We start from the raw sequence: 18,337 nt of genomic DNA, 5'->3' as shown, positions 1-18,337 counted from the left end.
TTCGCCCCTGGGAAACGGTTTCGGAGAGCTTCGCTCTCACTGACGCTGGTATGACCGATCGCGACAACGCGGCGCATTGTGGTGTCGCGGTCAAGACCATCAGAAGGTGGCGTCGACTCTATCGACGACGCGGACTCCCTCGCGGCTCGCCCACCAGCGCACCGTGCCCACGATGTGAGGGTGCGCCGCTGGACGAAGCCGCCTATGCGTTGTTGCTGGGCTGGTATCTCGGCGACGGGCACCTGGTGCGCGGCCGGAACGACGTGTGGTCGTTGTCGATCTACAACGACGTCGACTACGTCGAGCTCAACGACGAGATCGCCGCCACCCTGGTCGCGGTGAAAGGTGCCGGGCGCGTGACCCGCCGGAGCCATCCGGGCTGCATCGAGACCAAGCTCTACTGGAAGCATTGGGCCTGCGTGTTTCCGCAGGCAGGTCCGGGCATGAAACACACCCGGCCTATCGTTCTCGAAGAATGGCAACGCCAGGTTGTCAAACGATTTCCGCATCGGTTCGTGCGCGGCCTCTTCCATTCCGACGGCTGCCGCATAACGAATTGGACGGTCCGGCATCTTCGCTCTGGGCCGAGGCGCTATGAGTATCCGCGCTATTTCTTCTCGAACAAGTCCGAGGACATCATCAACCTCTGCACCTGGGCTCTCGACCTGCTCGACATCGCATGGCGGCGGACCAACCCTCAGCACGTGTCCGTGGCGCGGCGGGAGGCTGTGGCCGCGCTCGATCTGCATGTCGGGCCGAAGAGCTAGGCGGCGTGGTGGTGGTTGTTGCCCTCCCGACGGCCGGTCACGCGCAGGTAGCCCTCGGCGTCGAGCTCGCCGCGGTCGCCGGTGCGGAGCCAGCCGTCGACCAACGCTTCGCGGGTGGCCGCGGGGTTGCGGTAGTAGCCGAGGAAGACCGTTCCGCCCTGCACAAGGATCTCGCCGTCGTGGGCGATGCGGACCTCGACGCCGCCGATGGGGCGGCCGAAGGTGCCGAGGCGGCGGAGGCCGGGGGCGTTCAGCGTCGCGATCCCGGTCATCGTCGGTGACCCGTACACCTCGTCCACCGAGACCCCGCACGCCCAGAGGAAGTCCAGCGCCTCGTACGTCATCCCGCCACCGCCCGACAGGGCGCCGCGGAGGCGGCCGCCGAAGACCTCGCGGACGCGGGCGAGCCAGCGGGTGTCCGCGACCGCGAAGTCGCGCCGCCGGTCGGACGGCACGGTCAGGCCGTGCTCGTCGGCGCCGCGCACCTCGCGTCCGAGGGTCACGGCCCGTTGGAAGGCGTGCCGGTCGGCCGCGGGCACCCGGTCGAGCAGGTCCGCCGCCTGAGCGTGCACCTGCTCGTACACCTCCGGCGTCGCGACGAGGTACTCCGGCCGCACCTGACCGAGCTCCGTCACCGCGGTCCGCGACCCGCCCGCACAGAGCCGGAGCGTCGCCCCCCGCCCGAGCGCGTCGTACTGGACCAGCCGCCCCAGTGCCCCGTGCAGCGGCAGCTGCAGGAACACCGTGTCGGCCGACTGGACCGGCAGCGCCGACCACATCCCGTCCAGCGCCGCCCGCCAGTTGTCCTGCGTCAGCACGCAGCCCCGGACAGGCCCGTCCTCGTACGTGATGCTCGCGACCTCGCCGCCATGCACCGCCGCCGACCGGTCCTGCAGCACGAGCGGGTCGAGGGTACGGCCGCGGTCGGCGAGCTCAGCCAGCCCCACGACGTCCGCCCGGCCGTCGGCGTCCATGACGACCGTCGTCGCCAGCCGCGGCACCAGCGAGCGCCGCGCGCCGAGGCGGGCGAGCTGCTCGACGTTCTCGCAGACCAGCACGCGAGCGCCGGAGTCAGCGAGCCGCGCGACCCACTCCTCGGCGTCGGCAGCCGGGTCGAGGGGTACGGTCACCGCCCCTGCCGCGAGCACGGCGAGGTCGACGATGGTCCACTCCGGGCGGTTGGCGGCCAGGATCGCCACCCGGTCTCCCGGGCCGACGTCGAGCCCGATCAGCCCGCGACCGACGTCGTCCACCGCCTCGGCGAGCTCGGCGTAGGTCAGCTCGGACCACCGGCCCGGCCGAGTCGCGCGCAACGCGATCGACGGTCCGTACCAACGCCCCCAGAACCTGCTCACGTTCGCAAGCGTGGGCACCGGGTCCTGCGACATGTCGGGTCCAGGCATAGTCGCTCCTTCGGCACACCCATACCTGGGCTGCCGCCGCGTGCTGCTGCTCTAGACCCCGACCCCTTGCCCCAGACCATACCGCTCACCACATGTGCACCGTTGATGACCCTTCGCTACCAGATGTATGGGTAGCGGCGTGCGATATCATGGGCGATATCGCACGGTGAGGGAGGGAACTCATGCCGGACGACTCGGAATCCCCTGCGCGCCTGCTGGTTCAGGCACTGAACGAGCTCAAGCCCGACGAGCGCGACCAGGTCCTCGCGTGGCTGTTCGACCGCATCCCGAACGCCACGATCCCGACCGCGAGCGCCCTCAAGCCCGAGCTACAGAAGGGCCTCGCCCGCCGCTGGGGTCAGTACGCGGTCGCGCAGGAGCAGCTGCTGGCGAACCTGGGCGAGTTCGCCCACAAGGACATGCGAATGGTGCCCGTACGCATGCCGGTCGAACAGCACGCCCGCCTGCAGGACTGGTGCAAGGAGCACAACTTCTCCATGGCCACCGTGATCCGCGGTCTGCTCGCCCGCTTCCTCGACGAGCAAGGACAGCCGCCGCGCGCGGAGACCACCTGAGCGGCCCCGTCGCGGTTTAGAGGCGGTACGCGGGTGCCGCTTCGGCGACGGCGTCGCCGATCCGGTGGACGCGGAGCGCGTTCGTCGAGCCGGGGATGCTCGGCGGGCTGCCCGCCACGATCACCACGCTGTCGCCGCGCCGGCAGCGGCCGACGGCGAGCAATGCCCGGTCGACCTGCTTCACCATCTCGTCGGTGTGCGACACGGTCGGCACCAGGAACGTCTCGATGCCCCACGCCAGCGATAGCTGGTGGCGGACGTCGTCCTCCGGCGTGAACGCGAGCAGCGGTACGAACGAGCGATAGCGAGCGAGCCGACGCGCGGTGTCGCCGGACTGGGTGAACGCGACCAGGAAGCGTGCTCCCAGGCGTTCGGCGACCTCGGCCGCGGCCTTGGCGATCACGCCGCCCTTGGTCCGCGGCGTCCACTCGATCTTGGTGATCTTGTCGAGCGCCTCGGACTCCACGTTCGTCACGATCCGCGCCATCGTCGTGACGGTCTCGATCGGATAGTTGCCGACGCTGGTCTCGCCGGACAGCATCACCGCATCGGCACCGTCGAGGACCGCGTTCGCGACGTCGGACGCCTCCGCGCGGGTCGGGCGCGGCGCGTTGATCATCGACTCGAGCATCTGGGTCGCGACGATCACCGGCTTCGCGTTCGTCCGGGCCAGCTCGATGATCCGCTTCTGGACGAGCGGAACGGTCTCCAGCGGCATCTCCACGCCGAGGTCACCACGCGCGACCATGAACGCGTCGAACGCGTCGATGATCTCCTCGAGGTTCTGCACGGCCTGCGGCTTCTCGATCTTCGCGATGACCGGCAGCCGTACCTTCTCCTCGTTCATCACGCGGCGCACGTCCTCGACGTCGCGCGCGTTCCGGACGAACGAGAGCGCGATCATGTCCGCGCGCAGGTGCAGCGCCCAGCGCAGGTCCTCGTGGTCCTTCTCCGACATGGCGGGCACGGAGAGCCCGATGCCGGGCAGGTTGAGGCCCTTGTTGTTGGAGACCTTGCCGCCGATCACGACCTTCGTGACGACATCGGTGCCGTCCTTCACGTCGAGGACCTCCAGCGTCAGCCGGCCATCGTCGACGAGGATCAGGTCACCCTTCGAGACATCATGTGGGAGGCCGTCGTACGTCGTCGACGCGCGCTCCTTCGTCCCCGGGATGTCGTCGGTGGTGATCGTGAACGTGTCCCCGTACACGAGGTTGGCCGAGCCCTCGGCGAACTTGCCGAGCCGGATCTTCGGCCCCTGCAGGTCGACGAGGATGCCGACCCCGCGGCCGGACTCCTCGGAGGCTTCGCGGACCATGCGGTAGACCCGTTCATGGTCGGCGTACGAACCGTGGCTCAGGTTCAGGCGGGCAACGTCCATGCCGGCCTCGACCAACGCCCGAATACGTTCGGGGGTCGAGACGGCGGGACCCAGAGTGCAGACAATCTTCGCGCGGCGCACACTACGAGCCTAGCCCCGTCAAGCAGACGTGGGTCGTCGGCCCGGTTACGGACGGGTACGGCGCAGGAATGCGTACGCACCCAGCAGAACGGCCGCCCAGACGAGCGCGTGCGCGCTGAGCGCCGCCGCTCCCCCGGCGTCGCCCGGCCCGAGTTTGGCCAGCCCGAAGAACTGCGGAACGAGCAGGTGCGCGATCGGCGACGTTCGCGATCCGAGCACGATGACCAGCACGGGCACACCGACCAGGATCAGCGCGGCCCAGCCAGCCTCGGGCACGACGGCGCGGCTCGCCAGCGCACCGACGCCGGCGCCGGCGAGCACCGCGAGAACGTGCACCAGCAGGCCGAGCCCGATTGCCGCGGCGAGGCTGGTGCGCTGGAGGTCGAGGGCTCGCAGCGCCAGTGGGGCGACGATGCCGACCAGCATGATCGGCACTCCGCTCGCCACGGCGGCGATCAAGCCGGCTTGGACTTCCTTGGCCGCCGAGCCGATGCCGACGCGGGCGATCATGCGTTGCTCGTCTGGCTCCGTGTCGAGGATGAGCTTGGTCTGCCAGGCGAACACCGCGAACAGCAGCGCCGCGGAGAACCCGTACGCCTGCGCGGGACTCGCCTTCCCGCCCGCGTGGGCGATGCCGAGGAGGACGAGCGTGCCGAGCAAGGGGCCCAGGGCGCGCTGGCTGCGGGCGTACGCGTTGACGCGCATCGAGGCGAGCGCGAGGACTCTCATCGGCGCTCCCTCGTTCCATGCACGTCGTACCCGGCCTCCCGAAGCCACTCGACGGTCGTCCCGACCTCGTCGGTCCTGACGACGATCTCGATCACGTGGTGCTCGGCGTCCTCCTGTGGTGCCGGCGCGTCCTCTTCTTTCAGCACGCCTTGGTGGACCTGCCAGTGCCGTACGTCGCCGAGGTCGGCGGCCCGTCCGCGGTGGTCGGTGAGGACGCAGCTGCCGCCGTTCTTGGTGAGCTCTTCGACGACGGCGGGGAGCTCGGCTTGGCTCTGCGCGTCGAGGCCCTCCCAGGGCTCGTCCATCACCAGCAGCTGGGGTGGGTTCAGCAGGGCTTGGATGAGGCCGACCTTTCTCGCCGTGCCCTTGGACAGCTCTTCGAGGGGCGTGGCGAAGAACGGGGTGAGGAAGAACCGTTCGCCCCAGGCATCGATCGTCTTTTGGGCAAGACTTTGCGAAAGGCCTTGGACGCGCGCGATCCCTTGCAGGTAAGCGAGAACGGCGAACGGCTGCGCGGTCGGGAACCGTTCGGGCACCCAGCCAACGATGTCGGGGCGGTCGCGTACCTTGCCGCGGCCGACCGGGAGCAGACCGGCGAGGACCCTGAGCAGCGTGGATTTTCCGGCCCCGTTGCGCCCGGTGATCACGATGGTGTCGCCTTGCCGTACCTCGCCGTCGACGTTCTGGAGGACCCAGGCATCGCGGCGGCCGTAGCGGGCGAAGACCCCCTCCAACCTCATAGCGAGGTGTCTATCAGACTCTCCTGTATGACGGACGGACGTGGGGAGCGGGCCCAGCAGCTCGCCGACGATCTGACGGCGCGCAACGTGAGCGCGGTAGCCCTGGGGTGGGTCGACAACGCGGGGATCACCCGGGTGAAGACCGTCCCGACGGCGCGGCTGCCGTACGCGGCGACGATGGGCATCGGGATGTCGCCGGTGTTCGACGTGTTCGTCGTGGACGACTCGATCACGACGAGCGAGTACATCGGCGGGCCGGTGGGCGACCTGCGGCTGGTGCCGGACCTGTCGCAGCTGCGGGTGCTCGAGGGTCAGCCCGGTTGGGCTTGGGCGCCGGTGGACCGGCTGCGGCAGGACGGCTCGCCTTGGGACGCGTGCTCGCGCACGTTCGCCCGGCGGCTCGCCTCGCGCGCCGCGGAGCGTGGGGTGACGTTCCAGATGGCGTTCGAGCTCGAGTGGTTCGTGGGGCGGACGTTGCCGGACGGGACGCTGGAGCCGGCGTGCGGTGGGCCGGCTTACGGGATGACGCGGGTCATCGAGCTGTCCTCCTACTCTCGCGCGCTGATCGATGCGCTGGTAGCGCAGGGCGTTCCGGTCGTTCAGTTCCATCCGGAGTACGCGGCCGGGCAGCTGGAACTGTCGGTCGCGCCCGCCGACCCGGTGTCTGCGGCGGATCTGATGGTGCTGGTGCGGCAGACGATCCGTGCGGTCTCGTTGGCGTACGGGCTGCAGGTGTCGTTCGCGCCGGTGGTCGTGCCGGGGTCGGTGGGCAACGGGGCGCACCTCCATCTGTCGCCCTGGGCCGCGGGCTCGAACCTGTTGGCCGGCGGTCGTGGCACGCGCGGGCTTACAGCGCCGGGTGAGGCGTTGTTGGCTGGGTTGGTCTCTCGGCTTCCCGCTCTGTGCGCGCTGTTGGCGCCGTCGGTGTCGAGCTACCTGCGGCTGGTGCCCCAAGCCTGGGCAGCGCCGTTCCAGTGCTGGGGCGTAGAGAACCGCGAGGCCGCGCTGCGCTTCGTTCCGGGGAACGTCGGCACGGAGGCACGGTCGGCGAACGCAGAGCTCAAGTGCGTCGACGGCAGCGCCAACCCGTACCTCGTCGTCGGCGCAGTCATCGCCGCGGCCCTCGCCGGCCTCGACGAACCCTCGGGCACGCTGCCCTCGGAGGTGACGGTCGACCCAGCGTCGCTGCCGGAGTCGGAGCAGCCAGCCCGGCTGCCCCAGTCCGTGGCAGAAGCTCTGGCCGCGTTGGAGGCCGACCCTGCGCTGACCACCGCCCTGGGCGAGCCATTGCTGCAGGCCTTCCTCGCCGTCCACCGCGCCGAAGCGGCACTGTTCGCCGACGCGACCCCGGACGAGATCGTCGCCGCGACCCGCTGGAAGTACTAGCCCACCGGCCGCTGGCCGCCCGCCCTGCCACCGATTCGGCGGCCACCGAGCCACTTTGCCCATGAAGGGGGCGTTCGGACCGGTTTCGAGGGGGTCGGGAACGCACTTTGGTAGGCAAAGTCACGATGCGGGATGGCACCCCGAGGGGGATGCCGCCCAACACCTGCGAGTGCGCCCGCGGCCGGCGCTGTTTTCATGAAGGGCACCTTCATTCGAACCTATTGAATGAAGGTGCCCTTCATTCAAAGCAGAGCGGGGGCGGAAGGCCCGGCTTCATCTGAGCCAGAAGAGGCCGGGGGCTCCACATGAGACCGCAACCCGGCAGCAGACCTGGGCCCAAGCAGGCCTGTCCCGGGACACCTGTTCCGGGGGAAGGGGGCGGCGCGTTTGAAACTGGTGGCCGGTCCGGGGCGGGTCAAGGGTCGCAAAGCGATCGCGAAGCGACGCCTCTCCCCTCCGCGCGAAGCGCCCCCGGAGAGGCGCCCTTGAGGCGCCCCGGACCGGCCACCACAATCGGACGCCGCCACAGACCCCAAGAGCACCAACCCCCGGCGAGATCTCATCGAGGACCGCACCAAGACAGCACCAAACCGCCGAGAGCTTCGCCGAGAACATGAGCCACTCGGCACCCGACGATGGGAAGCGCAGCACCCGCGACCTTGGATGAAGGGCACCTTCATCCAATAGGTTTGGATGAAGGTGCCCTTCATCTAAACCCCGTCGGACCAAGCCACCCGTCCATGATCATGATCACGGGTGTTGAGGGCACCTAGCGGATCGGCCGGCACATCGAACGAAGGTGCCCTTCACTCAAGCCGGTGGCGGCGGCGGTCACTTAGGCCGCTTGGTTGGTCGGTGGGTCGGTGGCTTGCTCGGCCTGCTCCGCTTGCTCAGCCAGATCTGCCTGTTGGCTCGTTCGGCCAGGAGGCGGAGCTTGCGGGCGTGGCGTTCGGGGAGGCCGAAGGAGCGGCCCAGGTTGTGGTCGTCGATGCGTTGGCGGCGGGCTTGGAGTCGGCGGATGGTGGCTTCGGGGGTGGTCGGCAAGGTGGCGAAGGGTGCTTCTCGTCTCATCGGGCTGGTCCTCTCGGGTGGCGATGAGACAAGCCTGCATGACGATTGAGCCAAGGAAAGGACGCGACAGCCGGGCTGTCGAGAACCCGGCAGATCCGCGCCCTGTGGACGAACCAGTGGCTCCGTGTGACGAGCATCGCGTTCCCAAGGAGCGCACCATTCGGTAGCGTATGGAGCACCGAACATACGGCACCGTATGGAGGCGGCCAAGGATGCGAGTCCACAACGTTCACGAGCGAGTTCTCCCCATCAGCATGGACAAGGCCGCTCCCCTCATCGACCAGCTCGGCCAGCCCGACGACCTCCTCTTCCCGACGCCACAATGGCCGCCGATGGTCCTGGACGGTCCGCTACAACCAGGCTCGAGCGGCGGGCACGGCCCGATGCGATACCACGTCCAGAGGTACGAGCCGGGAAGGCTGGTCGAGTTCGCCACCGAGCCGGGCATGGACATCGTCGGCACCCACGCGTTCAGCCTGGAGAAGGTGGACGACGACCACACCATCCTCCGCCACACCATCGAGGGCGAGCTCGAGGGCACCATGCGCCTCGCCTGGCCGACCGCCGTCAGGCCTATCCACGACGCCATGGTCGAGGACATCCTCGACCAGGCCGAACGAGTCGCCGGCCAGCAGCCACGGCGACGCCAACGATGGTCACCGTGGGTGCGCTTCCTCAGACGCGTCATCGCCAAGCGGGCAAGGCGAACGGAGCCGCCGCACACCGAGCTTCTCGAGAACGCGCTACCGGGGGTCGACTTCATCGACGCCCACGAGATTCCCACCAGGAAGGGCATGCCGATGACAGCGGAGCCGTGGGCGGACGCCCTGTTCGGCAGCTTTCCGAAGTGGGTCACAGCCGCCATGGGGCTGAGGCAAGCGGTCGTCGGGCTCATCGGCATCAACAGACAGCCCAAAGACCAGGCGTTCACGAAATACGCCAGCACACCGACCGAGGTCCTGCTGGGCAGCGACGAGAAGCACCTCGACTTCCGCGTCAGCATCAAGCGCGAGCCAGAACGCGTCGTCGCCACCACCGTCGTTCAGGTGCACAACGCGCGTGGTCGCGCCTACTGGGTCGTCGTCGGACCGATCCACCCGATCGTGCTGCGCTCGATGCTCAGCAGAACGGCCCGACGACTCGCCGACGAGTCACACCACTAGCGACCGCTCGGTCGGCAGGATCGGCGCCGGCAGCGCGGTGGAGCCGCGCAGGTACGCGTCCACCCCTGCGGCACAGGAACGGCCCTCCGCGATCGCCCACACGATCAGCGACTGCCCGCGCCCCGCGTCGCCCGCCACAAACACCCCAGGCACCGATGACTCGAACGACGCAGAGCGCCGGATGTTCCCGCGCTCGTCCAGTTCCACGCCGAACGACTCCGGCAGAGCCTTCTCCGGCCCCACGAAGCCCATCGCCAACAGCACCAAGTCCGCCGGAATCGAGTGCTCAGAGCCAGCAACCGGCGAGAAGCGCCCGTCCTTGAACTCCACCTCGACCAGCTTCAAAGACCGCACGTGCCCCGAAGAGTCGCCCTCGAACGACTGCGTCGACACCGCGTACTTCCTGTCGCCGCCCTCCTCGTGCGCCGAGGACACGCGGAACGTCATCGGGTACGTCGGCCAAGGCTGGTTGTCCGGCCGAGTCTCCGTCGGACGCGGCAGAATCTCCAACTGCACAACGGAAGCCGCACCCTGCCGGTGCGCCGTCCCCAAGCAGTCCGCACCCGTGTCACCGCCACCGATGATCACCACGTGCTTCCCAGTGGCGGTGATCTGGTCAGCAACAGCGTCCCCCAGCGAAGCCCGGTTCGACTGCGGGAGAAACTCCATCGCCTGATGGATCCCCGTGAGCTCACGCCCCGGCATCGGCAGATCGCGCCCGATCGTCGACCCCACGGCGAGCACCACGGCGTCGTACCGCTGCCGCAGCTGCTCCCCCGTGATGTCCGACCCGATCGTCACGCCAGGCCGGAACACCGTGCCCTCGCGCATCATCTGGTCGAGCCGCCGGTCGAGGATCCGCTTCTCCATCTTGAACTCGGGGATCCCATACCGCAGCAGCCCACCGATCCGGTCGGCCCGCTCGTAGACGGCAACGGTGTGCCCCGCCCGCGTCAGCTGCTGCGCGGCAGCCAACCCAGCAGGCCCCGAGCCCACGACGGCGACCGTACGTCCGGTCAGCCAGTCCGGCTGCTGCGGCGTCACCCAGCGCTCGTCGAACGCACGGTCGATGATCGCGACCTCGACGTTCTTGATCGTGACCGCGCCACCCGACGTGGTCTCGTCGATCGCCAACACACACGCGGTTTCGCACGGTGCCGGGCACAGCCGACCGGTGAACTCCGGGAAGTTGTTCGTCGCGTGCAACCGCTCGATCGCCGCGCGCCAGTCCTCCCGCCACACCAGGTCGTTCCACTCCGGGATCAGGTTCCCGAGCGGGCAACCCTGGTGGCAGAACGGGATGCCGCAGTCCATGCATCGCCCGGCCTGCTTGGAGATGATCGGAAGCAGCGTGCGCCCGATACCGCCGTCGGGGTAGACCTCGTTCCAGTCGCGCAACCGCTCCTCGACCGGACGCCGCGTCGCACCTTCGCGAGGCGTGGTGAGGAAGCCCTTGGGGTCAGCCATGCGCCGCCTCCATGATCGCTACGTCCACATCGCGCCCCTCAGCTTCGGCCTTGGCCCGCGCCTGCAGTACGCGCTTGTAGTCCTTCGGCATCACCTTCGTGAACCGCTCAACGGAGGACGACCAGTCGATCCGCAGCGCCTCTGCCACGATCGACCCGGTCTCCTCGGCGTGCTTCGCCACCAACGCCGTCAGCAGTTCGCGGTCGGCATCCTCGAGCGCCTCGAGGTCGACCATCTCGGTGTTGACGCGCCCCTTGTCGAGGTCGAGGACGTACGCCACACCGCCGGACATCCCGGCCGCGAAGTTGCGTCCGGTGGCACCAAGCACCAAGACCACACCGCCGGTCATGTACTCACACCCGTGGTCGCCGACACCCTCCACGACCGCGGTCACACCGGAGTTGCGTACGCAGAACCGCTCGCCCACCTTGCCGCGCAGGAACAGTTCGCCACCGGTCGCGCCGTACGCGATCACGTTGCCGGCAATGATGTTCTCCTCGGCGGCGAACGTCGCCGCGCGGTCCGGCCGCACGACGACCCGCCCGCCGGACAGGCCCTTCGCGAGGTAGTCGTTCGCGTCACCCTCCAGCCGCAAGGTGATGCCGGACGGGACGAACGCGCCGAACGACTGGCCGGCCGAACCCACGAACGTGAGGTCGATCGTCCCGTCCGGCAAGCCCTCGCCGCCGTACCGCTTCGTCACCTCGTGCCCGAGCGTCGTGCCGACCGTACGGTTGACGTTGCGGATCGACAGCTGCGCGCGCACCGGCTCGCCGCGGTCCAACGCGTCCTTCGCCAACTGGATCAGGTGATTGTCGAGCGCCTTGTCCAGCCCGTGGTCCTGCGACGTCACGCAACGACGCGCTGTGCCGGCGGGCAGGTCCGGCACCTCGAGGATCGGGCGCAGGTCGAGACCCGACGCCTTCCAGTGCTCGACCGCCGCGCCGATGTCGAGCAGCTCGGCGTGGCCGACGGCCTCCTCCAACGTACGGAAACCCAACTCCGCAAGGTACTCCCGCACCTCTTGGGCAATGAACTCGAAGAAGTTGACGACGAACTCCGGCTTGCCGTTGAACCGCTTGCGTAGCTCGGGGTTCTGCGTCGCCACACCCACCGGACACGTGTCGAGGTGACACACGCGCATCATCACGCAACCCGACACCACCAGCGGCGCGGTCGCGAAGCCGAACTCCTCCGCACCGAGCAGCGCCGCGATGACCACGTCGCGACCAGTCTTCAGCTGACCGTCGGTCTGCACGACTATCCGGTCCCGCAGCCCATTCAGCAACAACGTCTGCTGCGTCTCGGCGAGCCCGAGCTCCCAGGGTGCGCCGGCGTGCTTCAGCGACGTCAGCGGCGCCGCGCCCGTACCGCCGTCGTGACCGGAGATCAGCACGACGTCCGCGTGCGCCTTGGACACGCCCGCCGCGACCGTTCCGACCCCGACCTCGGCCACGAGCTTGACGTGCACGCGCGCGGCGGGGTTGGAGTTCTTCAGGTCGTGGATCAGCTGCGCGAGGTCCTCGATCGAGTAGATGTCGTGGTGCGGCGGCGGCGAGATCAGACCGACACCCGGCGTCGAGTGCCGCGTCTTCGCGATCCACGGATACACCTTGTTGCCGGGCAGCTGGCCGCCCTCGCCGGGCTTCGCGCCCTGCGCCATCTTGATCTGCAGGTCGGTCGAGTTCGTGAGGTAGTCCGCAGTCACGCCGAATCGACCGGACGCGACCTGCTTGATCGCGCTGCGTCGCTCCGGGTCGTGCAGCCGCTCGGTGTCCTCGCCACCCTCGCCGGTGTTGGAACGCGCACCGAGCCGGTTCATCGCGATCGCCAACGTCTGATGGGCTTCCATCGAGATCGAGCCGTACGACATCGCACCGGTCGAGAACCGCTTGACGATCTCCGAGATCGGCTGCACCTCGTCGATCGGGATCGGCTCGCGCACATTGTCCTTGAACGCGAACAGCCCGCGCAGCGTCATCAGCCGCTGCGCCTGCTCGTCCACCCGAGCCGTGTACTGCTTGAAGATGTCGTACCGGCCGGACCGGGTCGAGTGCTGCAGCCGGAACACCGTGTCCGGGTCGAACAGGTGCGGCTCGCCCTCGCGGCGCCACTGGTACTCGCCGCCGATCAGCAGCCGGCGGTGCGCGGTCTGCACGCCGTCGTCCGGGTAGGCCTTCTGGTGCCGACGCCTTACCTCGCTGGCGATCACGTCGAGCCCGATGCCGCCGAGCCGCGACGTCGTGCCGGTGAAGTACTTGTCAACCAGGTCTTGCCCCAGGCCGATCGCCTCGAAGATCTGCGCACCCGTGTAGGACGCGACCGTCGAGACGCCCATCTTGCTCATGACCTTGAGCACACCCTTGCCGAGCGCCTTCACCAGGTTGCGAACGGCCTTCTCTGGCTCGATGCCGTTGAGGAACACGCCTTCGCGCGCCAGGTCCTCGACCGTCTCCATCGCCAAGTACGGGTTGACAGCGGCCGCGCCGTACCCGATCAGCAACGCCACATGGTGAACCTCGCGCACGTCGCCGGACTCGACGACCATGCCGACGCGGGTGCGGTCCTTCGTACGGATCAGGTGGTGGTGCACCGCTCCGGTCAACAACAGCGAGGGAATCGGCGCGAGGTCGTTGTTGGAGTGCCGGTCGGACAGCACGATGATCCGTGCGCCGTTCGCGATCGCCTCCGACACGTCGAGGCAGATCTCGTCGAGCCGGCGTTCCAGCGCCGCTCCCCCACCGTCGACCGGGTAAAGACCCTGCACGACGAACGTGTTGTAGCCGGGCAGGTCGCCGTCGCGGTTGACGTGGATGATCCTCGCCAGCTCGTCGTTGTCGAGCACCGGGAACGGCAGCACGATCTGCCGGCACGACGCTGGTCCGGGGTCGAGCAGGTTGCCCTCTGGCCCGATCGTCGACGACAGCGAGGTGACGAGCTCCTCGCGGATCGCGTCGAGCGGTGGGTTCGTCACCTGCGCGAACAGCTGGGAGAAGTAGTCGAACAGCAGCCGCGAACGTTCCGACAGCACCGCGATCGGCGAGTCCGAACCCATCGACCCGATCGGCTCGTACCCGACCCGCGCCATCGGCGCGAGCAGCACGCGCAGCTCTTCCTCGGTGTAGCCGAACGTCTGCTGCCGGCGCAGCACCGACGCGTGGCTGTGCACGACGTGGTCGCGCGGCGGCAGGTTCTCGAGGCGAATGAGTCCGGCGTGCAGCCACTCCTCGTACGGTGCCTCCGAGGCGAGCGTCTCCTTGATCTCCTCGTCCTCGATGATCCGGTGCTCCGCGGTGTCGACGAGGAACATCCGGCCCGGCTCGAGGCGGCCCTTGCGGACGACCGTCTTCGGGTCGAGGTCGAGCACGCCGACCTCCGACGCCATCACGACCAGGCCCTCGTCGGTGACCCAGTACCGCGACGGACGCAGCCCGTTCCGGTCGAGCACCGCGCCGATCTGCGTACCGTCGGTGAACGCGACCGAAGCCGGGCCGTCCCACGGCTCCATCAACGTCGAGTGGAACTCGTAGAACGCGCGCCGCTTCGGATCCATCTCGGCGTGGTTCTCCCACGCCTCCGGGATCATCATCAGCACCGAGTGCGGCAGCGAACGGCCACCCATCTGCAGCAGCTCGAGCGCCTCGTCGAACGTCGCCGAGTCGCTCGCCTCCGGCGTGCAGATCGGGTACAGCCGCTTCAGGTCACCGGGGATCAGGTCGCTCGTCAGCAGCGCTTCGCGGGCCCGCATCCAGTTGCGGTTGCCCATCACGGTGTTGATCTCGCCGTTGTGCGCGAGGTAGCGGTACGGGTGCGCGAGCGGCCACGACGGGAACGTGTTCGTACTGAACCGCGAGTGCACCAACGCGACCGCGCTCGCGACCCGCGGGTCGGCGAGGTCGGGGTAGAACGGCTCGAGCTGCGTCGTCGTCAGCATGCCCTTGTAAACAACGGTGCGCGACGAGAGCGACGGGAAGTACACGTCGGTCTCGCGCTCGACGCGCTTGCGCAACGCGAACACCATGCGCTCGAGCGCCATGCCGACGACCCGGCCGGACGACGCCGACACGAACAGCTCGCGGAAGCGAGGCATGACCGCACGGGAGGTCTTCCCGAGCAGCTCGGCCGCGACCGGAACATCGCGCCAGCCAAGGACGTTCAGCCCTTCTTCGTCCGCGATCTCGCCGATCCTGCGTACGGCCTCGGTGTCGACCTGGTCGTCGTCGGGGATGAACGCCATGCCGACGGCATACTGGCCTGGACCAGGTAGGTCGAACTCGCAGACCTCGCGGTAGAAAGCATCGGGTACCTGGATCAACATCCCCGCGCCATCGCCGGAGTCCGGCTCGGCGCCCGAGGCACCCCGATGGTCGAGATTCTTCAATGCCGTCAGGGCATGCTCGACGATCTCGTGACTCGGTACACCGCTCAAGGTCGCGACGAACGCGACGCCACACGCGTCGTGCTCGAAGCGTGGGTCGTAGAGGCCTTGCGGCGGCGGGGGTGTTCCGCGCATATGGGGTACTCCCGTCGTCGTAACTCGCGTGCAATGGACAGGCGCGAGGGACGGCGTTGGCCCAGGCGGCGACGAGAGGCAGGGTACCCGATCACCCTCGCCGTCTTGGACAGCTCGATCTCACAGGGTGAGACGCCGCGCCGCGTACTGGTCCTCAGAGTAGCGGCGCGCCCCGGGATCCGGCTACTTGCGCTCCGGTGTGGGCTCTTCGGCCGCTGTCTCGGCGGGTTCGTCCGGCGTTTCGGCCTTCTCGTCGGTCTCGCTATCCGACTTGCTGTCGGGCTCGTCGTCCTCGGCGTTCTCGGGCTTCTCGGCGCTCTCGTCCGACGGGTCCGGGTCCGGCTGCGGGTTCAACGACGCGGGATCCTCCCGTCCCGGACGGAGCCGAGAGGAGATCACGAAGTACGCCACGCCGCCGAGGAACACGAGCACCGACGTCCACACGTTCAGCCGCAGGCCGAGGATGTGGTTGACCTCGTCGATCCGCATGTACTCGATCCACGCCCGACCGGCCGTGTAGCCCATCACGTACAGGGCGAACGCGCGCCCGTGGCCGAGCTTGAACCGCCGGTCCGCCCAGATCACCAGGGCCGCGACGCCGACGTTCCACAAGATCTCGTACAGGAACGTCGGGTGGAACGTCTCGAACGTCTCGAACCCCGACGGCCGGTGCGCCGCGTCGATCTCCAGACCCCACGGCAGCGTGGTCGGCTTGCCGAAGAGTTCCTGGTTGAACCAGTTGCCGAACCGCCCAGCCGCCTGCGCGATCACGACTCCCGGCGCGGCCGCATCGGCGATCGCGGGCAACGGGATCCCCCGGCGCTTGCACGCGATCCACGCGCCGAGCGCGCCGAACGCGATCGCGCCCCACACGCCGAGGCCGCCCTTCCAGATGTACAGCGCGGAGAGCGGGTCGCGCCCCTCGCCGAAGTACAGCTGGTAGTCGGTGATCACGTGGTAGAGGCGTGCTCCGACCAAGCCGAACGGGACCGCCCATACCGCGATGTCGGACATCGTCCCCGGCGCACCGCCGCGGGCGACCCACCGGCGGTTGCTGAGCCAGACGGCGATGACGACGCCGATGATGATGCACAGCGCGTACGCGCGGATCGGGATCGGACCGAGCTGCCAGACGCCCTGCGACGGGCTCGGAATCGACGCGAGGAGGTTCACGCACGCACCTTATAGGTCGGGCCTGCGAGCCGCCTGCCCGGCCGCGCCCGCCGCCAGGGTTTCGCATGAGGGCGTCCCTCATGCGAAGAGGCCGGTCTGTCATGCGGGTGCCATGACCGTGTCGGATGAACGCGTCGGGTGGACTTGTTGGACAGATCTCGGCTTCTAGACCGAGATCTCTCCAACAACTCCAGGCCGCCCCTCAGACAGATACCAGAACGTTCCCGTTGGCGATAGCTGGGAGCCTTCCAGTGTTTCGAGTCCGGGGCGCTTCCCGCATCGTGACTTCACCCACGAGAGGGGCGTTCCGAGGGCTGCTGGGAGGCTCGGGAACGCCCTCTTCGTGGGTAAAGTGCGCCGCCGCTCGGCGGGAAGCGAGCTGGCCGGCGACGCGTCCGTTTCGCATGAGGGACGTCCTCTAGCGAAGAGATCGCTACAGGGACGCCCTCATTCGAATCCCAGCGGGAGCGGAGCAGCCTCAGGACTTCGCCAGGGCGGCGTCGACGGCGGTGCGGAGGCCGTCGAGGGTGGTGTCCTCGGCGGGGATCTGCTTGCCGTTCACGAAGATCGTCGGCGTCCCGTTCACGCCGCGGCTCGTGCCCGTCTCGTCGACCGACTTCACGTAGTCGGCGAACGTCTCCTTGTTCACGCAGGTCGAGAACCTGCCCGAGTCCAGCCCCAAAGACGAGCCGAGCGAGACCAACTGAGCGTTCGTCCAGTCCTGCTTGAAGTTCGCATACAACGCGTCGTGATAAGCCTGCGCCTTCCCAGAGTCGGCCGCGCAGGCGAACGCGTTCGCCGCGAGCTCGGTCGGCCGCCCGAAGCCGGGCAGCGTCAAGGGGAAATAGACGAGCCGCACCTTCCCCGAGGACACGTACGCGTTCAAAGCCGACTCCGCGTTCGTCTCGAACTCCGCGCAGTGCGGGCAGGCGAAGTCCTCGAAGGCCTCGACCAGCACCGGTGCCGAGGCGACGCCGACCGCGACGCCGCTACCCAGCCCGTCGGTCGCGCCGGAAGGGAACGAGGCGGAAGTGTCCACCTTCGACCGCTGCCACTGCACCAGGCCACCGATCGCGACGAGGACGACCACCACGCCGATCGCGATGCCGACGCGCATCAGCCGCTCCTTGCGGCGATCCGTCTCGGCCTGCTTGGCCCGCTGCGCCTGCAGTTGCGCACGCGCGGCTCCGGCCTTCTTACTCACTGAGCCACCTCCACCAGCGTCTTCAGATCAGCTCGCAGGTCCCCAATCGGAGTTCCCTCCAACCACACCACACGACCTCGCTGCCGTGCGTCGAAACCGACGATCTGCGCTCCGTGTCCCACCTCGTACCCGCCTCCGGGCAGCCGTTTGGTGCCCTCCAGCGGTACGCCGACGGCCGTCGCGACGCGTTCCAGCGACGCCAGAGTGCCCGTCAGCCCGACGAACGACGTGTCGAACCGGTCCAGGTACGCCCGGATCGCGCGCGGGGTGTCCCGCGCCGGATCCGTCGTCAGGAAGAGCACCCGCACCTGAGCCCGGTCCGCCTTGTCGAGGCGGCGCAGCGCCTGCGCGAGGTCGGCGAGCACCGTGCCGCACACGTTCGGGCAGTGCGAATAACCGAAGAAGACCAGAGTGACGGGCGACGCCAACGAGGAAGGGAGCCGGTACGACGCGCCAGAAGTGTCGTTGAACGTCGCCGCCGGCAGGGCGTACGGGCGAGCCGGGACCATGCCGCGGAACGTGGGCGTAGCCGACTCGCGCGGCGCGGAACGACCCAGCGCCGCGTCGGAGATGCTCTGCGGCGAGGGCGACGGCGAGCTGCAGGCGGACAGCGTCGCGATCATGCCCACCAGGCACACCACCCACTTCACGATCCGTCAACCGTCGACGCCATGCCGATAGTTC

At 68.6% G+C, this 18,337-nt stretch carries 14 protein-coding genes; 4 read left to right on the top strand and 10 right to left on the bottom strand.

What is annotated here, in order from left to right:
• The first annotated feature begins 50 nt into the window (after positions 1–50).
• A complete protein-coding gene (locus JOD67_RS20875) occupies positions 51–767 on the top strand; it encodes a transcriptional regulator (protein ID WP_239553949.1) in 717 nt (238 codons plus the stop codon).
• On the opposite strand, the gene JOD67_RS20870 is transcribed toward JOD67_RS20875, so the two are convergent.
• On the bottom strand, positions 764–2,170 hold the full coding sequence (locus JOD67_RS20870) for an AMP-dependent synthetase/ligase (protein WP_205119274.1): 1,407 nt from the start codon (positions 2,168–2,170) through the stop codon (positions 764–766). The genes JOD67_RS20875 and JOD67_RS20870 overlap by 4 nt on opposite strands.
• A 182-nt stretch (positions 2,171–2,352) precedes the next feature.
• Between JOD67_RS20870 and JOD67_RS20865 the strand changes: the two genes are divergently transcribed.
• Positions 2,353–2,745 (top strand): hypothetical protein, encoded by a 393-nt coding sequence (locus JOD67_RS20865; protein ID WP_205119273.1) that lies wholly within the window; start codon positions 2,353–2,355, stop codon positions 2,743–2,745.
• A gap of 16 nt (positions 2,746–2,761) precedes the next feature.
• Here JOD67_RS20865 and pyk read toward each other — a convergent pair whose 3' ends face one another.
• Genes pyk through JOD67_RS20850 form a run of 3 tightly spaced genes read right to left on the bottom strand, consistent with a single transcriptional unit; the run spans position 2,762 to position 5,676 of the window.
• Positions 2,762–4,207, bottom strand: a complete 1,446-nt coding sequence (pyk, locus tag JOD67_RS20860) for a pyruvate kinase (RefSeq protein WP_205119272.1) — start codon at positions 4,205–4,207, stop codon at positions 2,762–2,764.
• Positions 4,208–4,252: 45 nt separating this feature from the next.
• Positions 4,253–4,936, bottom strand: coding sequence for a hypothetical protein (locus JOD67_RS20855; RefSeq protein ID WP_205119271.1), 684 nt, complete (start codon positions 4,934–4,936; stop codon positions 4,253–4,255).
• Positions 4,933–5,676: an ABC transporter ATP-binding protein gene (locus JOD67_RS20850; RefSeq protein WP_205119270.1), complete on the bottom strand. Its 744-nt coding sequence runs from the start codon at positions 5,674–5,676 to the stop codon at positions 4,933–4,935. The genes JOD67_RS20855 and JOD67_RS20850 overlap by 4 nt, the downstream gene beginning before the upstream one ends.
• Before the next feature lie 27 nt (positions 5,677–5,703).
• Between JOD67_RS20850 and JOD67_RS20845 the strand changes: the two genes are divergently transcribed.
• The gene (locus tag JOD67_RS20845; RefSeq protein ID WP_205119269.1) at positions 5,704–7,062 is read left to right on the top strand and encodes a type I glutamate--ammonia ligase; all 1,359 of its coding nucleotides are present in this window, start codon (positions 5,704–5,706) and stop codon (positions 7,060–7,062) included.
• A gap of 831 nt (positions 7,063–7,893) precedes the next feature.
• Here the strand turns inward: JOD67_RS20845 and JOD67_RS20840 are convergent.
• The gene (locus tag JOD67_RS20840) at positions 7,894–8,133 is read right to left on the bottom strand and encodes a hypothetical protein (RefSeq protein WP_205119268.1); all 240 of its coding nucleotides are present in this window, start codon (positions 8,131–8,133) and stop codon (positions 7,894–7,896) included.
• A gap of 212 nt (positions 8,134–8,345) precedes the next feature.
• Between JOD67_RS20840 and JOD67_RS20835 the strand changes: the two genes are divergently transcribed.
• Complete coding sequence (locus tag JOD67_RS20835; protein WP_205119267.1) at positions 8,346–9,296, top strand: DUF2867 domain-containing protein; 951 nt, start codon at positions 8,346–8,348, stop codon at positions 9,294–9,296.
• Here the strand turns inward: JOD67_RS20835 and JOD67_RS20830 are convergent.
• From JOD67_RS20830 to JOD67_RS20810, 5 genes are all read right to left on the bottom strand, one after another.
• Positions 9,285–10,763: a glutamate synthase subunit beta gene (locus JOD67_RS20830; protein WP_205119266.1), complete on the bottom strand. Its 1,479-nt coding sequence runs from the start codon at positions 10,761–10,763 to the stop codon at positions 9,285–9,287. The two genes, JOD67_RS20835 and JOD67_RS20830, sit on opposite strands and share 12 nt — an antisense overlap.
• Positions 10,756–15,276, bottom strand: a complete 4,521-nt coding sequence (gene gltB, locus JOD67_RS20825) for a glutamate synthase large subunit (RefSeq protein WP_205119265.1) — start codon at positions 15,274–15,276, stop codon at positions 10,756–10,758. The genes JOD67_RS20830 and gltB overlap by 8 nt, the downstream gene beginning before the upstream one ends.
• A gap of 183 nt (positions 15,277–15,459) precedes the next feature.
• Positions 15,460–16,449, bottom strand: coding sequence for a prolipoprotein diacylglyceryl transferase (gene lgt / locus JOD67_RS20820; RefSeq protein WP_205119264.1), 990 nt, complete (start codon positions 16,447–16,449; stop codon positions 15,460–15,462).
• 478 nt (positions 16,450–16,927) lie between these two features.
• The gene (locus tag JOD67_RS20815) at positions 16,928–17,653 is read right to left on the bottom strand and encodes a DsbA family protein (RefSeq protein ID WP_205119263.1); all 726 of its coding nucleotides are present in this window, start codon (positions 17,651–17,653) and stop codon (positions 16,928–16,930) included.
• Complete coding sequence (locus JOD67_RS20810; RefSeq protein WP_307782480.1) at positions 17,650–18,303, bottom strand: SCO family protein; 654 nt, start codon at positions 18,301–18,303, stop codon at positions 17,650–17,652. The genes JOD67_RS20815 and JOD67_RS20810 overlap by 4 nt, the downstream gene beginning before the upstream one ends.
• Between the last annotated feature and the right edge of the window lie 34 nt (positions 18,304–18,337).

This window comes from Tenggerimyces flavus, from assembly GCF_016907715.1.
GTDB classification, from domain to species: Bacteria; Actinomycetota; Actinomycetes; order Propionibacteriales; family Actinopolymorphaceae; genus Tenggerimyces; species Tenggerimyces flavus.
The sequence above is the reverse complement of the archived record's forward strand: the minus strand, read 5'-3'. Positions and strand labels throughout refer to the sequence as shown.

What these genes read in the sequence shown, in the direction of transcription:
- JOD67_RS20875 (WP_239553949.1), top strand. Translation starts at nt 51, where the DNA reads ATGACCGATCGCGACAACGCGGCGCATTGTGGTGTCGCGGTCAAGACC.
- JOD67_RS20870 (WP_205119274.1), bottom strand. Translation starts at nt 2,170, where the DNA reads ATGCCTGGACCCGACATGTCGCAGGACCCGGTGCCCACGCTTGCGAAC.
- JOD67_RS20865 (WP_205119273.1), top strand. Translation starts at nt 2,353, where the DNA reads ATGCCGGACGACTCGGAATCCCCTGCGCGCCTGCTGGTTCAGGCACTG.
- JOD67_RS20855 (WP_205119271.1), bottom strand. Translation starts at nt 4,936, where the DNA reads ATGAGAGTCCTCGCGCTCGCCTCGATGCGCGTCAACGCGTACGCCCGC.
- JOD67_RS20850 (WP_205119270.1), bottom strand. Translation starts at nt 5,676, where the DNA reads ATGAGGTTGGAGGGGGTCTTCGCCCGCTACGGCCGCCGCGATGCCTGG.
- JOD67_RS20845 (WP_205119269.1), top strand. Translation starts at nt 5,704, where the DNA reads ATGACGGACGGACGTGGGGAGCGGGCCCAGCAGCTCGCCGACGATCTG.
- JOD67_RS20840 (WP_205119268.1), bottom strand. Translation starts at nt 8,133, where the DNA reads ATGAGACGAGAAGCACCCTTCGCCACCTTGCCGACCACCCCCGAAGCC.
- JOD67_RS20835 (WP_205119267.1), top strand. Translation starts at nt 8,346, where the DNA reads ATGCGAGTCCACAACGTTCACGAGCGAGTTCTCCCCATCAGCATGGAC.
- JOD67_RS20830 (WP_205119266.1), bottom strand. Translation starts at nt 10,763, where the DNA reads ATGGCTGACCCCAAGGGCTTCCTCACCACGCCTCGCGAAGGTGCGACG.
- gltB (WP_205119265.1), bottom strand. Translation starts at nt 15,276, where the DNA reads ATGCGCGGAACACCCCCGCCGCCGCAAGGCCTCTACGACCCACGCTTC.